The organism is Phocaeicola sp. ICN-14070 (assembly GCF_037892625.1).
Lineage (GTDB): Bacteria > Bacteroidota > Bacteroidia > Bacteroidales > Bacteroidaceae > Phocaeicola > Phocaeicola plebeius.
In genome coordinates, this window is the sequence record NZ_JBBKBF010000021.1 from 38,923 (window position 1) to 51,965 (window position 13,043).

Below are 13,043 nucleotides of genomic sequence, written 5' to 3' on the forward strand. Positions count from 1 at the left end.
ATCATGGGAAGAAGAAAGAAAAATACAGGGCGCATCACCGTAGGCGGGAACTTGCGCCGGCCGGGCATCACGGGCACGCAGACCATCGTACTCACACAGCCCAGACGTTTCGGCATCGACATCTCCGACATGACGGCGGCCATCCGCGCCTTCGAAAACGTGGACTACTCACGCCGGTTCAAATTGTACGACCTGTACAGTGACATACTGATGGACACGCACCTGTCCAGCGTCATCGACAAAAGGGTCGAGGCCGTGCTGGCACTGGACATAGAGTTCCAGCGCGACGGGAAACCGGACGAGCGCATAAACGAGCAGTTGCAGTCGCCGTGGTTCCGGCGCTGCATCGAGGATATCCTTGCCGCCCGCTGGTGGGGATTCTCGCTCATGCAGTTCTACCGCGAAGGGCCGTGGATCAACTACGACCTGATCCCCCGAAAGCACGCCGACCCCGTGCGCCGCCTCATATTACGCCACCAGACCGACATCACGGGAACCCCGTGGGATGAATACCCCGACCTGCTCTTTGTCGGGGACAAGGACGATATGGGGCTATTGGCAAAGGCCGCGCCGTGGGTCATCTACAAGCGTAACGACATGGCCGACTGGGCGCAGTTCGCCGAAGTTTTCGGGATGCCCATACAGGAATACACCTACGAGACGGACGATGACGAGGCACGCCAGCGTGCCATCGAAGACGCGACGGGTATCGGATCGCTGGGCGTGTTCATTCATGGCAAGGATACGGAACTGAACCTCAGGGAAGCGGGTAACAAGAGCGGATCGGCAGACCTATACGACAAACTCTGCGAGCGTTGCAACAGCGAAATATCGAAACTGGTACTGGGCAACACGCTGACCACGGAAGCCTCCAAGACCGGGACACAGGCCCTGGGCACGGTGCACAAGAAGGTGGAGGACAAAAAGCTGAAGTCGGATTGCCGTTTCCTGCTGAACGTGCTTAACTACGACATGACCGACATCTTCCAGAGGGTGGGTATCGATACGGCAGGCGGAAAATTTTGTTTTCCCGAGCAGAAGGAAACGGACACGAATACCGAAATGACTGTCCTCTCCACCCTGAAAAGGGACTTCAACCTGCCCATCGATGACGATTTTCTCTACGAAAAGTTCGGCATAGAGAAACCGAAGAACTACAAGCAGCTGAAAGCGGAAGCCGCCCAAAAGACACAAACACCGGCCTCGCCCGTTCCGCCGGAAGGCAAAAAAGAAAAGCCCGAGGAAAAGCCGGACAAAGAGGATGAAGCCCCCACGGGGAGACAGAAAAGGAACTTCATGGCGTGGCTAAAGAATTTTTTCGACCACGCCCCGCACAAAGACGGGGCGGCTTTAAACTGGTAGTCGACACTCTTTATCGGAATGCCGCAGGCGAGGTATCCTCCGGTTTCACTTTTGACCGGGATGTACTGGAGGCGTTCGTGCGCCGCATCTACGAAAAGGACTTCCACCCCATGACGGACATCGAGCTTCAGATGTTCCGTGCCGTCTGGGATACGCTCGACATCGCCACCGACAAAGGGGTCGGAAAGCGTCCGGTAGATGATCCGGATCATGACTTCTACGAGGAACTGAAACGAAACAACGCCGTATTCGCCGCCTTCAAGGTACACCGGATGCAGAACGACATGGTCGCACTGCTGCTCGATTCGAACGGCGTTTTAAAACCGTTCGAACGGTGGGCGAAAGAAGTCATGCCCATTGCGGACCATCAAATCTACCAGTGGCTGGAGACCGAATACGATACGGCGATAATCCGGGCGCACCAGGCCGCTGACTGGCGACAGTTCGAACGTGAGAAGGACGTGCTACCCAACCTGAAATGGATGCCGTCCACCTCCCTGCATCCGGGAGCCGACCACCGCCGGTTTTGGGGAACGATACGGCCCGTTGATGATCCGTTTTGGAATAACCACCGGCCGGGCGACCGATGGAACTGCAAGTGTTCCCTGTCGTCCACGGACGAGGGGCCTACTCCCCTACCCGACTTCGATCCCGCCGACAAGCCGCAGGATGGGCTGGAGAACAATCCGGGTAAGGAAGCCAGACTGTTCTCGGACAAACACCCGTATATGGCCGAGGCCCATACGGGAGCGCAGGAAGCGGTGGACACCTTGACAAGACGGATAAACGAAATGATGGCGGAAATGCCGGGTAACCTGACGTATGAGGAAAAGAAAGCCATCGCCATGCATAACCTTGAACTGGAAAAAGTTCTCGGGATCACCAAAGGCAAGCCCATGAGCGTGGAAGAGGCGGACAAGCAGAATGCGAACCCGAAACATACAAATGAGTTCATATTAGACCCTAACGGAACTTATCAGGATAAAGCCGGGCGAAGATATAGGAAGAACATAGAATACGACCGGGAAAAAGCCAGGCCTTACAACATCAATTGCCAGACTTGTGCTCCGGCCTATGCCTTACGTTTAAAAGGATTTGATATCACGGCAAAAGGGAATGTGCCCGGTTCAAAACTGGAATATCTGAGCAAAGGACGCGCTTTTGAAGTCTGGAAGAATGCGGACGGAACAACTGCGCAACATACCAGCATTAACGACTGGCTTTACACAAAGGGATACTTGAAAATGACGCCCAAAAGGTATAAGGAGTTTTTCAATGAAATCTGCAAGGAAGAGGGTGTTTATGAATTGTGCATCGGTTGGAAAAACGGAGGCGGACACGCTACCATCCTACAACGGTTTGCCAACGGGGAACTTCGTTATATAGAACCGCAAAGCGATAACTCGGCCGGATCGGGGATGGAATGGAAGGATGTCAAATACCTGTGTGAGATGGGAGCGGCAACTTCTCACAGCTGCAGGGGGATCATGAGAATAGACAACAAACTATTCAACCTCGACTTCTTCGACACCTTTGACATATAAGCCTATGAAATCGAAGACTGAAGGCCCTGTTATCTCAATGGCCTCGCCGTCTTTGTACAAGTACAGGAACGGAAAGCCTATAACAAGATCATCCGGTAGACGCAGCAACCACGCCTTTTGGCCGTCAACGTCACCCAAATACTCAAGATTGCCGCCATATTGTTCCATCATGTTGCCGGCTTCTTTGATTACTTGTTCAGGTATGTTCATAAAAAGATAGTTTTCACAAAAATACGGTTTTTATTTGAAAGGACAACAATAATATGAATATAAAAGATTTTTCGGCCTCGCTCAAGGCTAAACAGAAGGAACTGGACACGCTCATGCGCCGCGAGCTGCCCGTCAAGGTGGGACGCATGGCCAAAGACCATTACCAGGATAACTTCCGCAAGGGAGGCTTTGTCAATGGCGGCCTGCAGCGCTGGCCGCAGACGAAACGACAAAACTCCGGCTCCAAGTCGGCGGCGGCAGGTTACGGCCCGCTGCTCTCACGGCGTAACCATCTGTTCTCATCCGTCAAATATACACCGGGAGACTACCGCGTCAGGGTGGCCAACGACGTGGAATACGCCCCGCTGCATAACTGGAGAGGCGAGACACATCCGACCGTGACACCCCGGATGCGGAAGTTTGCATGGGCGATGTATTACAAAGCGGTAGGCAAACGGAAAAAGGGTAAAACAAGGCAAGGAGAACTGCCGCCGGAGGCCGGTATATGGAAAGGGCTCGCCCTTACCCGGAAGAAAAAGTTGAAGGTAAAAATCCCTCAACGCCAGTTTATCGGTGAAAGCACGGAATTGAACAAACAAATCAGGCAAACCGTCGAAGCGGAAATAAGAAACATTTTAAAATAAACAACATGGAAGAACTGTACATCGCAATCCTGAAAAGGATAGAAAATGAAATGCCGGAAATAGCCTACATCGACGAGGACTACGGCCAACTGGAAGGAATGAATTCGGAAAACGAGGATTTTTATCCGGTGACGTTTCCATGCGTATTGGTAGGAAACACCGAAGCGGACTGGAAAGACATCGGGCTGGGAACGCAGGCGGGAGAAATAACATTGACCGTCCGGCTGGGCATCGACTGTTACCACGATACCCACATCGGAAGCGGAACGACCGGGCGTATCAAGGAACGTATGGAAATGGCCGGGAAACTATACCGGACACTGCAAAACTTCCAGTTCTGCCGGAACATGGACGAACTGGTCAGAGTCAAAAGCCGGGATTATACCCTGCCCGGAAACATCAAGGTGTATGAATTTGTGTTCTCGTTCAGCTATCGCGATGAATCTGCGCTATTGGATAGCCGGCATCGTCCGTGAACAGGGAAAGCTGTTTGAAGGTTAAACGGGGCGCACGGACTTTGGGGACCGGGTGGATATCCGGATCGACCTTGCTGCGTTCACGGATAATGGCCATGATGCGCTCCTCCGATAAAAAGAACTCTTTGGAGAGTATCTTCAGGGCACGGTCAAAGCGGACGCTCTGCGCCTCCGTCCAATAATAGTAACGGCGGCACAGGGCTTCATTTCGTTCTCTGATCAACTGTTTGTCTCGTCCTTTGGCCATAGTTTCAATGTATTTAATACAAAAGTACAGCTTTATACCGTATTTTACGGCGGCATCGGCTTTTAAGTTTGTTTGGAACAGACGGTTTTTAAGTTTGTTTAAACCAATCACCCCAAAAAACAATCGGCGGGACAGCTTTTTGTTCCGCCGATTGCTAATTATTATCCGGTTATTTCGTCGATTCCAACTGTTGCAATCGTTTCAAGTGGTAAACCACCGCCTCGAAAAACTCAAGGCTTCTCTCACTTTGCCGTTTTTTGGCTCTGCTTCTCAATCGTGGGATTTGTTCCTTGATAATTTCCGCCGTTCCTTCGGCATCTTTGGCGCATTGTGCCACACTGGGAACCAGTCCTAAATCTTTCATGTTCATAATTCAATCCTCTATTATATCGTTGCTTTGCAATAAACGTTTCATGCTCCTGTCTCTTTCCGCTTTGCTGGGGTAATAATCGCCGTATCTTTTCCAGCTATGCGGATTGGCTTCACTTTTGAATTTTATGCATGGAGAAGGATAATCCATCCGGCGAAGTATGGTATAACCTGCCTTGCATGATTTGGCTTGATCTGTCGCATTCATATTCAACAGATATTAAAGCCTTCCGACTGTTCACAGAAATCTGCCAGCATTTCTATCTTATGTAAGAACTCTTCAGCCGGTGGTTCCGCTTTTTTCCCTAACATGGATTTGATCTTGATTTGTCCCTGTTCCGACAGTTGGTCCCATTCTTCCTTCAACTCCCTTTTTACAGAGACATACCCCCTAAAGAGCCTCGCCATGATACAGGCTTCTTCTTTTGTGACTTCAAATCCGTCATTGCTTACCGGACTGCCATCTTTCCGGGAACCGACATAAATATATTTTCCCGGAGAAAATGTGTGGTCCCCATAGCCAAACAGGTAGCAAGCACCGGTTTCGTTCAGTATGACGGGCCATGTAAATATCATTCCGCTTTTACAATCGACCCCTTTTTTTTTTGGTATTAAATCATAACCCATAATTATTCTGTCTCCTCCTGTTTTTGTAGTGTTAAACCTAAAGCAGCCATTGCTATTCCCAATTCCATTTCCTTTTTTTGTTCTCCCATAAGTTCCGTGGGAAAAAGAATTGGTTCTGCAACCATTTTCTGCCAGACTTCATCCGACAGGTTTATATCAGCTAAAAAACACGCTGCCTGAACCACGTTCTTATCCAATTCCATTACTATTCTTACTTTTTCTTCCATGACTGATTATTTTTAGTCGTTTTCTGGCACGTAAGCCGATACATAAGTTGTTACCTCACACGATACGATCACACGCCCGGAACCTTTACACTGCGGGCAGGTCGCGCCCTCTTTCGTCCCCTTGCCTTCGCAGACCTTACAGACCACGATATGCGGTGGGATTATTCTCTCCCGTTTTGGTAACAGTTCGTCCGTCTTATTCGGTCGATCTGCTTTTCTTTTTAACCTGTTTAAAATACTGTTCATCATTTCTCCTTTGTTTTAAAAATTAATCATTGTCAGACTAAACCTGCTGTCCGGCATTTTCGGACCATCGGTTTTCAAGAGTCGTAATCCGCTTTCCAGTCCACCGTAACGACAGCTCTCATTCTACCCGTCCCGTCACAACGGGGGCAAGTCTTCCATCTGTAATCGTCACGCCCTATTTCTTCCTGGAAACCGCCACTCCCGTTGCAGGAGGGGCAAATAAAGCCCCTGGCTTTCACAACCTCCGTCTTGGGAGTGTACTTGTCAATAAAAAGATCGATCGATTGTACGCTCCTGCTCATACTCTCCCCTCCCCTTCCTGACACGGGAACAATCCCGGTTCTTTGGATTCCTTCAGGTATTCCAAAAGGCAAAGGTCGATCAGCTGGATTTCCCAATTAACCGGGCGGTTCTTGTACATGACGCGAAGCGCCTGCCTGCAATCTTCCGCCGAAAGACCCATGTCCAACTTTGAAACGAACAGGTTTATATCCGAAAGGTGGATGCGTTTCACGTCTATGATCCGGGCATTCCCCTTCCAGATGCCCTTCAAGTAAATCTGCTTGACGGCACCGACGCAATATTTCACGGGATCATGCAGCCTCATGGTTGTGAAGCTATCGCCGTTCAATTTCCCGTTCCAGTTTTTAGAAAATTCTATTCTTTCTACCATAATCTTGTGATATTTTCCATTGGATTGTTTGCATTTGAAACAATATACCAGCCATTTCCCCTCTGTTTTATCCACCCGACAAACCGAATACTGAAAGTCGCAGGGACAGACATATATCCAGTAGCCGGGGGTAAGGGTGGCAGATTTTACCTTCATGCCTCTGTCATTCCTAACGGTATCGCTATCCATGCCCCGTTATCATTCTTGACCTCGGCCCGGATAAACTGTTTGCTAATGGCCGGCTGGTAGGCCTCCTCGATGATCTGTACGCCTTCCATAAAACGCTCGTTTCCCGATTCCTCGGCTATCTTACGAAGCTGGACAATACGGCTTGCCTTCAGCGTTCCTTGGGCATTACGGGCCAACAGACGGAGTACCATCTTAACGAGCGCTTTCGTTTCCTCGTTATTGGCAAGCCCTTCGATATACTCCTTTACGATGGCGATACCGTCCTCCACCGTGTCGCGGTAGCCGTCGGCTTCATAATACCCTACGGTGATACGCTTGTCTCCAGCGGAATTGGTAAAGGTGTCCGTGCGTTGGCCGTCCTTTTTCAACTTCAAGACTTCCGACTTCATGTCGATCACGCGGCGGAAGTTATTCAGTACGCCGTTCTTCACGGTCTTGATGCAATCGCTGACCGCTTGCAAGTCCGGGATCGCCCCCTCGATCGTTTCGTCCACCAGTTCCTTGTAGGCCTCGCGGTCACGTTTGGCCTGTTCCTTGGCTCGCCTGGCGGCCTGTTCTGCCTTGAATGCTTCAAACTGTTTCAGTTCTTCGTCCGTCATTTCAACGGCTTTTCTTTCTTCTGTCATAGCTTTAATTAATTTAATTGTGAATAATCCGTGTTCTTTTCCCTGTCTTTCCTTTGGATGATCCGGAGTTTGATGGCCACCGTATCCAGTTCCCCGGTCGTCAGCCGGGCGAACTTCTTGCCCGCGATCCGGGGATTCTGGCAGTAGGCGTCCACCCGCCCCCAGTCGGTCGTGTCAATACCCTGCTTTTGCATCAACTTCAGCACCGTGGAGCGTTTCTGCCGCAGCTGCTCACGGTAGATTTCCCGCGCCTTGTAATTCTCATCCATACGCTGCATGTCCTCGCACATGGCGTCGTACTCGTTAACGGTCATTTCCCGGAGCGATTCGGTTCGTCCTCCGGTGTATTGGCTGACCAGCGAGGCTTTCAACTCATCCTTATCCTCCGTGGGCAAACGGTTCAAGAGGACATAAAAACGTGCGTAGTTCCTGCTCATTCGAAGTCCTCCTCTTTAAGTCCGTACTCGGCCATCAGCGCATCATGAGAGAGCCCGGTAAGCCGTTCCGACAGTTCGGTAAACATGAAAGACTGCTCGCTGAATGAAAAGCCTTCCGACTTTTTGATGGCGTAGTTTACAATTGCTTCTATCACTTCATCCATGATCCGGTTATTTTGATTGTTCAACTTCTTTTATCGCCACCTTGCAGCGGGTGACGTTCACGATTTTATTAGCCAGTTCCAGTTCCTCGACCTCGACGACTATCAGACCGGCGGTCTTGGCACGCCGTACCCGGATATCGCAGGGGTATTCGCCTTCGTTCCAGAGCAGGATCACATGGGCGGCGTATTGCGGCTCCATGCCTAACTGGTAAATCTTTTTCTTATTCATGGCCCACCGCTTTTGTCCCATTGTCACTCCAATACTCCTCGGCCAGCCTCGGGTAGGCGACATATTCGCCGGTCTTACCGATAAACCGTCCCTTGCTGAAAGCCTTTCCTCCCTCGACCCATATTTTCAGCGTGGCATCATACATCACGCTTTCGGCCGCGTCGCCTTTCGGGTTCTTGCCTTTGGCATGGCTGATGAAGATGAACAGCTTGCCGGGGAAGGCTTCTTTCAGCGCGATGTAGTCACGGTAACTCATGCGGGTGTACTGGAAGCTGTCAACCACCACGATGTTGTAACTCTTGTGGCGACGTAAGCGGGCTTTTAACGCTTCCATGTCCTCCTGTATGAAAGCCAGCCGACGGCTTACTTCCGACATGCCGTGCATCCGGAGGTTGTTCTGTACCGTCAGGCACGCACCCTCTTCCAGGCTGTTGTAAACCACACGGTCATACTTGCAAAGCTCCTTGCAAAGTTGCATGACGAACGACGTCTTACCGTTACCACTGTTTCCCCAGATAAACCACACGCCGACACGCTCCGGCGTTCCGAACGCCTCTTTCCATTTTCCCTCGAAGGGGAAAGTATTATATTTTTTGTCCAGTATATCCCGGACGCTCAATGCTCGTTTCATATCTTTTGAACGGTGTTTGAATGTTATTAAAACGCTGTTTTACTCACCCATCCGTTTGGCCCGGTGGATTGCCTTCTTCACACGGCGAAGGTCGAAGTCGCACGGCTCGGCATCCCGGATCACCTCCTCGATCTTCTTCTTATCCTGCACTCCGTTGGCCACGCAGATGGAGTAAACATCGCCGGCTGTCGTTTCCTCCAGTTCGAAGTATTTACGCCCCATACGGCTGAAAAACTCCTTATATCCGGGTTTCTGGTGACGCAAACCGAGGTTGATGCGCTTTTTGATGTAGTCGGTGGAAAGAAAAACGATTCCACTTTTGTCCTCCAGCTTGTTGTACATGCTAATGAAGTAATGGAACACCGGCTCGGTCAGCTTGTCCGCCTCGTCGAAGATCAAAAGCGGTGCGTCCATTTGTATCACGTCGTCCAGGATCAGGCCCCAGATTTCACGGATATTGTGCCCATCCGTCTTGATCCCGACCTTTTGGGCGATCTCACGCACGAAGTCGCCTTTCTTCATGTCCTCGGAGCAAAGGATATAGAAAACCTCCTTGTGCTCTTCCGTGTAAAGGCGTGCCGTCGTCGTCTTTCCGCATCCGGCCTCGCCGACCACCCACGTTACGTTACGCCAGCGCTGGGCATCATCCAGCGCATAACGGATTTCCTGATAGGCGGACGTCTCCACGATCTGCCAGCCGGTATCTTTCGACCGACAGCCTACCTGTGAGGCGATATTACGGAACATCTCGTCCGAGATATTCTCATATTTGCCGTTCATGATACTGCTGATCGTGCCGACACTGGTGTTCTTCAAGCTGCCCGCTGCCTTGTTCTGGCTCGGATATTTGGCGACGTATGTCCGGAGTGCCTCACGGATCACGTCCTTTTCTTTGGTACTTAGTTCGTTCATATCGTTTATATTTTATAGATTATAATTTCTTGCTTTACAGTTTGCCTGCCACCTTGCGCATGTCAACAACCTTATTCTCCTTCAGTTGATCCCAGGTAAGGAGGCTGGCTTTCTTAGTCGCACGACCGATACGATATTCTTCCGGATTCCGGCTATACTTCCCTGTACGGCGGTCGATTTCACGTTGCACCTCGGCGGTTACACCTTTCAGTTTCGGTGTACTCAGACCGTGCTGTTCCGGAGCTACATTGTAGGCATATTCTATTTCTTTGGCAATCACCTGACGGTCGATACGATCCTGAATGTTCGCTTCCTGTTCCCGACGTATAAAGGCGGCCTCGCCCTCCGTCTGGTCCTGCAAGGCACGATGGATGACCATATAAGGCTCGGCCACCCGTTCGAACCGCCGACCACCGGCATTGTCCTCCCAATACAGGCGAATACCGCGAAGGTCGTTCGGATCATACTTGACATAGAACCGGCGATAGGTATTTTTCATGCGCCATTTATGATCGGGCACGCCGGGACGCTCGTACACCTCGTAAGGCAGTTTCTTGTCGCCGATGGTGATCTCTATGCCCGAATCAGTGAAGGTGGCAGGCTTTTTCGTCCATATCCAAAAGATATCCACCATGTCATAGACCGTCACCACGTCCGTCTCCTCGTTTACACTTTTTTCGTACATCTCAATGCGGGGAATCCCGGTCGCCGGATGTTTGGCCTCGTTCCAGGCCTTGCGTGCTTCAGCGTAGTGGGCTTTCAGTTCCTCCAAAGTGAAAAGTTTGTCCTTGTTCGCCTCGACAAACTCCAAATTCGGACGGCTGCTCTCCTTTTTGGCGGTAATGTTCATACCGGTAAACCGCCAGTCCTTATTCAATTCCTGTTGTTGGAAACGGTTAAAGATGCTCTCTATCGTCTTACTTTGCCCGCTATAGGGGGCTGTCGGGCGGTGCACATGGCAGATCAGATCAAAGAAACCCGGCTCTTTCTTTCCCTTTTCCTTCTCCAGCCGCTTATGTCCGCCCTGGTTGTCGTGCACGATCTCGTAAGGCTTGTGCCCGCTAACCTGCACGGCCATGCGGTAGGCGTTATATTGCGCCTCGAAGTTCTCGTGATCACTGATGTAATAACCCAGTAGAACCTCGCTGTAGGCATCCACCACCTCGTACACCATCGTGGTGCGCATATCCCCGTTCTCGTCCTGATAATACAAGTTCAGTTTCGTACCGTCGCCATACCAAAGCGTGTCGCGGCGTGAAGGCAGTTCCGTACGGTGCTTGCGGCCGAAACGCTGGTGCGCCGACATCTCGCCATGTACGGCGTCCCACCAAAGCGGCTGTATCTCCGGGCGGTTAAACCACATCGTCAGGCTGCGTTTGCTCTTCAGTTCTTTCCAGCCCTTTTCCGGTGCCACCCGGTTGTATTCCTCGAATATCCGTGAGTCGGTATAAACCGGAACCCGGCTGCGTTTCAAAGCGATCAGGAAACGACCTGCCTCCTCGGTTATTTTCAACGTACTGGCGTTGCCTACCTTGCCGGAGATAAGGGAAGGGTATCCCTGTAATTTGTAACATCGGATTTTCCCCCTCAGTCGCGCAAGGTTTTCCGGCAGGGTATGCCCATAGATTTCGCGCAAGTTCTCGCTGGTGGCGGCGACACATTCCCACAAAGTATTGAGGCTGTTGCCTAACATCTTCCGGTTGGTCGTCTTATCTTCCAAGTCACACACCAAGGTATTCAACACCGAAGCATTCAAAGTATATTCTGCTATCAACTTTTTGCTAAGCCCTGTTTGAACACCGTTCATGTCGTATTTGAACGCCTCGTAAAACTCTCTTGCCTTTTCGTCTATTTTCACCCTGTTTCTCATACGTTGTAATTTTAATGCTTCTACCGGATCATCATATTTCGCCACATAACGGGCCTTGTATTTTTCAGGGAGCGAGGAATAGATAACCCTTGCATAGGAGCCTTCACCACCGCCACGTTTGGCAGTTTTTATTTTGCCCATAGCGATATATCTTCTGAGGGTATTATACCTTATAACAGGATCATCGCCGGAGGTAAGCTCCTCATAGGTTACACATAGTTCGTTTTCGAAATATTCCATCACTCAGCGGTTTTACTTACTAAAAATCTTCCAGTTTGTCTATCGGCACTCTTTTTATCAGCCGCACGGAATTGCCGAAGTTCAATACCGCCAAAAACATCACCCAAATCGAATTGCCGTCCGTCAATCCCGCCATCAAGGTAAAACTGAGCAGGAAGTAAACGACATACAGCTTTTCTTTTCCGGTAAGGGTACGCCACCAGACAAATTCACTCTCAAACGGTTTTAACAAATTCTTCCTCATGGCTTGTATCATTTACCGGTTCGTCACCCACTTCGACACCACCACGCATCAAAGCCATTTTTCGGATCGCCTTCGCCAGCTTGGTATCCTTTCGGTAAGCCAGCGAATGCGACACCATCTCGTAGGTGCAGTTCATCAGTAAAGCGATCCGCTTTACCTCCCCATGCTCAACTATGATTCGTCTCTTCATTTCTATATCTGTTTTAATCCGTTATTGTTGTTACTTACTTGTGGGTGATCCCGGATTCGAACCGGGGACAATGGCTTCTATGGATAAGTTTCGCCTGTTCTACCTGCCTGAACTAATCGCCCGCCCATCTTTCCGGGCTGTCCTAACCCACAATCTATTTGCCTTAGAATAATTCCACTTGTTGCTTACATGTACTGTCGTAGAAATAGCCATCGGAGTAGAAGGCTATTACCAAGCCGTCGTTATCCACTATGTCAATCTGTGTATTATAGATATTGTTTCCATAGCGTATCTCCAGCGTACAGTTGTTGTAGCGTTTACCTCCGGTTTCTACGCCGCGTTTATCCTCCACCAATCGTTCCGCTAAATACACGGCCTGACGGCTCTCGATATCCATTTCTTGCCAACTATTACGGTTACCTGACTTTCGAATTACTTTCATATACTTGATTTTTAATGTTATTATTCAGCATTTTCCACCTTAAAAGGAAAGTCCCTATCTGCCAATACCCGCTTCACAAAAGACAGGTCGTGTTTATCTACCGGGAAGAACACGGCTTGATAGTCCACACTCGGATAAGCCTTGATAGCCGTTTTCTCTGCCATTCTCTTAACCAGTTCGTAAAGAAATCCGACTGTTTCTGCCGTCGCCTGAGCGATAATCACTTTTGCCTTCATCGTTTCTT

The 13,043-nt window shown here is 50.1% G+C and carries 22 protein-coding genes and 1 pseudogene; 4 read left to right on the forward strand and 19 right to left on the reverse strand.

Features of this window, described 5'->3' with window-relative positions; translation table 11 throughout:
- Positions 1-3 precede the first annotated feature (3 nt).
- Both WKT20_RS07845 and WKT20_RS07850 read left to right on the forward strand, forming a co-directional pair.
- Entirely contained in the window at positions 4-1,362 is a 1,359-nt protein-coding gene (locus tag WKT20_RS07845) for a phage portal protein family protein (RefSeq protein WP_340417154.1), read from the forward strand.
- Complete coding sequence (locus tag WKT20_RS07850) at positions 1,302-2,906, forward strand: toxin glutamine deamidase domain-containing protein (RefSeq protein ID WP_340417155.1); 1,605 nt, start codon at positions 1,302-1,304, stop codon at positions 2,904-2,906. The genes WKT20_RS07845 and WKT20_RS07850 overlap by 61 nt, the downstream gene beginning before the upstream one ends.
- On the opposite strand, the gene WKT20_RS07855 is transcribed toward WKT20_RS07850, so the two are convergent.
- Positions 2,868-3,116 carry a hypothetical protein gene (locus WKT20_RS07855; protein ID WP_340417156.1) on the reverse strand — a complete coding sequence of 83 codons (249 nt, stop codon included), beginning with the start codon at positions 3,114-3,116 and terminating at the stop codon, positions 2,868-2,870. The two genes, WKT20_RS07850 and WKT20_RS07855, sit on opposite strands and share 39 nt — an antisense overlap.
- Before the next feature lie 53 nt (positions 3,117-3,169).
- Here WKT20_RS07855 and WKT20_RS07860 point away from each other — a divergent pair, with 53 nt between their 5' ends.
- Positions 3,170-3,760 carry a hypothetical protein gene (locus tag WKT20_RS07860; protein ID WP_340417157.1) on the forward strand — a complete coding sequence of 197 codons (591 nt, stop codon included), beginning with the start codon at positions 3,170-3,172 and terminating at the stop codon, positions 3,758-3,760.
- A 5-nt stretch (positions 3,761-3,765) separates the two neighbouring features.
- Positions 3,766-4,236, forward strand: a complete 471-nt coding sequence (locus WKT20_RS07865; RefSeq protein WP_005647430.1) for a hypothetical protein — start codon at positions 3,766-3,768, stop codon at positions 4,234-4,236.
- On the opposite strand, the gene WKT20_RS07870 is transcribed toward WKT20_RS07865, so the two are convergent.
- The 18 genes and pseudogenes from WKT20_RS07870 to WKT20_RS07955 all read right to left on the reverse strand — a co-directional run.
- Positions 4,187-4,483: a hypothetical protein gene (locus WKT20_RS07870; RefSeq protein WP_005647433.1), complete on the reverse strand. Its 297-nt coding sequence runs from the start codon at positions 4,481-4,483 to the stop codon at positions 4,187-4,189. The genes WKT20_RS07865 and WKT20_RS07870 overlap by 50 nt on opposite strands.
- A gap of 169 nt (positions 4,484-4,652) precedes the next feature.
- The gene (locus WKT20_RS07875) at positions 4,653-4,853 is read right to left on the reverse strand and encodes a hypothetical protein (RefSeq protein WP_172734616.1); all 201 of its coding nucleotides are present in this window, start codon (positions 4,851-4,853) and stop codon (positions 4,653-4,655) included.
- Positions 4,854-4,856: 3 nt separating this feature from the next.
- A complete protein-coding gene (locus WKT20_RS07880; protein WP_340417158.1) occupies positions 4,857-5,060 on the reverse strand; it encodes a hypothetical protein in 204 nt (67 codons plus the stop codon).
- A gap of 2 nt (positions 5,061-5,062) precedes the next feature.
- Entirely contained in the window at positions 5,063-5,428 is a 366-nt protein-coding gene (locus WKT20_RS07885; RefSeq protein ID WP_340417159.1) for a hypothetical protein, read from the reverse strand.
- Between the two features lie 53 nt (positions 5,429-5,481).
- The gene (locus WKT20_RS07890) at positions 5,482-5,706 is read right to left on the reverse strand and encodes a hypothetical protein (RefSeq protein ID WP_340417160.1); all 225 of its coding nucleotides are present in this window, start codon (positions 5,704-5,706) and stop codon (positions 5,482-5,484) included.
- A 544-nt stretch (positions 5,707-6,250) separates the two neighbouring features.
- On the reverse strand, positions 6,251-6,781 hold the full coding sequence (locus WKT20_RS07895; RefSeq protein WP_340417161.1) for a hypothetical protein: 531 nt from the start codon (positions 6,779-6,781) through the stop codon (positions 6,251-6,253).
- Positions 6,778-7,440: a DUF3164 family protein gene (locus WKT20_RS07900; RefSeq protein ID WP_340417162.1), complete on the reverse strand. Its 663-nt coding sequence runs from the start codon at positions 7,438-7,440 to the stop codon at positions 6,778-6,780. The genes WKT20_RS07895 and WKT20_RS07900 overlap by 4 nt, the downstream gene beginning before the upstream one ends.
- 8 nt (positions 7,441-7,448) lie before the next feature.
- Positions 7,449-7,877 (reverse strand): hypothetical protein, encoded by a 429-nt coding sequence (locus WKT20_RS07905; RefSeq protein WP_340417163.1) that lies wholly within the window; start codon positions 7,875-7,877, stop codon positions 7,449-7,451.
- On the reverse strand, positions 7,874-8,041 hold the full coding sequence (locus WKT20_RS07910) for a hypothetical protein (RefSeq protein WP_340417164.1): 168 nt from the start codon (positions 8,039-8,041) through the stop codon (positions 7,874-7,876). The genes WKT20_RS07905 and WKT20_RS07910 overlap by 4 nt, the downstream gene beginning before the upstream one ends.
- Positions 8,042-8,048: 7 nt before the next feature.
- On the reverse strand, positions 8,049-8,270 hold the full coding sequence (locus WKT20_RS07915; protein ID WP_122291234.1) for a hypothetical protein: 222 nt from the start codon (positions 8,268-8,270) through the stop codon (positions 8,049-8,051).
- Complete coding sequence (locus tag WKT20_RS07920; RefSeq protein WP_340417165.1) at positions 8,263-8,901, reverse strand: hypothetical protein; 639 nt, start codon at positions 8,899-8,901, stop codon at positions 8,263-8,265. The genes WKT20_RS07915 and WKT20_RS07920 overlap by 8 nt, the downstream gene beginning before the upstream one ends.
- Positions 8,902-8,940: 39 nt before the next feature.
- Positions 8,941-9,813 (reverse strand): AAA family ATPase, encoded by an 873-nt coding sequence (locus WKT20_RS07925; RefSeq protein ID WP_155144142.1) that lies wholly within the window; start codon positions 9,811-9,813, stop codon positions 8,941-8,943.
- Between the two features lie 34 nt (positions 9,814-9,847).
- On the reverse strand, positions 9,848-11,923 hold the full coding sequence (locus WKT20_RS07930) for a kinase (RefSeq protein ID WP_340417166.1): 2,076 nt from the start codon (positions 11,921-11,923) through the stop codon (positions 9,848-9,850).
- Positions 11,924-11,942: 19 nt separating this feature from the next.
- Positions 11,943-12,167: a hypothetical protein gene (locus tag WKT20_RS07935; protein WP_340417167.1), complete on the reverse strand. Its 225-nt coding sequence runs from the start codon at positions 12,165-12,167 to the stop codon at positions 11,943-11,945.
- Entirely contained in the window at positions 12,139-12,357 is a 219-nt protein-coding gene (locus WKT20_RS07940) for an ArsR family transcriptional regulator (protein ID WP_340417168.1), read from the reverse strand. The genes WKT20_RS07935 and WKT20_RS07940 overlap by 29 nt, the downstream gene beginning before the upstream one ends.
- Before the next feature lie 41 nt (positions 12,358-12,398).
- Positions 12,399-12,479 (reverse strand): annotated as a pseudogene (locus tag WKT20_RS07945).
- 41 nt (positions 12,480-12,520) lie between these two features.
- Positions 12,521-12,799 (reverse strand): hypothetical protein, encoded by a 279-nt coding sequence (locus WKT20_RS07950; protein ID WP_155144136.1) that lies wholly within the window; start codon positions 12,797-12,799, stop codon positions 12,521-12,523.
- A gap of 20 nt (positions 12,800-12,819) precedes the next feature.
- Positions 12,820-13,043 (reverse strand): hypothetical protein (locus WKT20_RS07955; protein WP_340417169.1); only part of this gene is annotated, 224 nt, incomplete at its 5' end.

Coding starts and splice junctions, on each gene's coding strand:
- WKT20_RS07845 (WP_340417154.1), top strand. CDS start 4: ATGGGAAGAAGAAAGAAAAATACAGGGCGCATCACCGTAGGCGGGAAC.
- WKT20_RS07855 (WP_340417156.1), bottom strand. CDS start 3,116: ATGAACATACCTGAACAAGTAATCAAAGAAGCCGGCAACATGATGGAA.
- WKT20_RS07860 (WP_340417157.1), top strand. CDS start 3,170: ATGAATATAAAAGATTTTTCGGCCTCGCTCAAGGCTAAACAGAAGGAA.
- WKT20_RS07865 (WP_005647430.1), top strand. CDS start 3,766: ATGGAAGAACTGTACATCGCAATCCTGAAAAGGATAGAAAATGAAATG.
- WKT20_RS07870 (WP_005647433.1), bottom strand. CDS start 4,483: ATGGCCAAAGGACGAGACAAACAGTTGATCAGAGAACGAAATGAAGCC.
- WKT20_RS07875 (WP_172734616.1), bottom strand. CDS start 4,853: ATGAACATGAAAGATTTAGGACTGGTTCCCAGTGTGGCACAATGCGCC.
- WKT20_RS07880 (WP_340417158.1), bottom strand. CDS start 5,060: ATGAATGCGACAGATCAAGCCAAATCATGCAAGGCAGGTTATACCATA.
- WKT20_RS07885 (WP_340417159.1), bottom strand. CDS start 5,428: ATGATATTTACATGGCCCGTCATACTGAACGAAACCGGTGCTTGCTAC.
- WKT20_RS07890 (WP_340417160.1), bottom strand. CDS start 5,706: ATGGAAGAAAAAGTAAGAATAGTAATGGAATTGGATAAGAACGTGGTT.
- WKT20_RS07895 (WP_340417161.1), bottom strand. CDS start 6,781: ATGAAGGTAAAATCTGCCACCCTTACCCCCGGCTACTGGATATATGTC.
- WKT20_RS07900 (WP_340417162.1), bottom strand. CDS start 7,440: ATGACAGAAGAAAGAAAAGCCGTTGAAATGACGGACGAAGAACTGAAA.
- WKT20_RS07905 (WP_340417163.1), bottom strand. CDS start 7,877: ATGAGCAGGAACTACGCACGTTTTTATGTCCTCTTGAACCGTTTGCCC.
- WKT20_RS07910 (WP_340417164.1), bottom strand. CDS start 8,041: ATGGATGAAGTGATAGAAGCAATTGTAAACTACGCCATCAAAAAGTCG.
- WKT20_RS07915 (WP_122291234.1), bottom strand. CDS start 8,270: ATGAATAAGAAAAAGATTTACCAGTTAGGCATGGAGCCGCAATACGCC.
- WKT20_RS07920 (WP_340417165.1), bottom strand. CDS start 8,901: ATGAAACGAGCATTGAGCGTCCGGGATATACTGGACAAAAAATATAAT.
- WKT20_RS07925 (WP_155144142.1), bottom strand. CDS start 9,813: ATGAACGAACTAAGTACCAAAGAAAAGGACGTGATCCGTGAGGCACTC.
- WKT20_RS07930 (WP_340417166.1), bottom strand. CDS start 11,923: ATGGAATATTTCGAAAACGAACTATGTGTAACCTATGAGGAGCTTACC.
- WKT20_RS07935 (WP_340417167.1), bottom strand. CDS start 12,167: ATGAGGAAGAATTTGTTAAAACCGTTTGAGAGTGAATTTGTCTGGTGG.
- WKT20_RS07940 (WP_340417168.1), bottom strand. CDS start 12,357: ATGAAGAGACGAATCATAGTTGAGCATGGGGAGGTAAAGCGGATCGCT.
- WKT20_RS07950 (WP_155144136.1), bottom strand. CDS start 12,799: ATGAAAGTAATTCGAAAGTCAGGTAACCGTAATAGTTGGCAAGAAATG.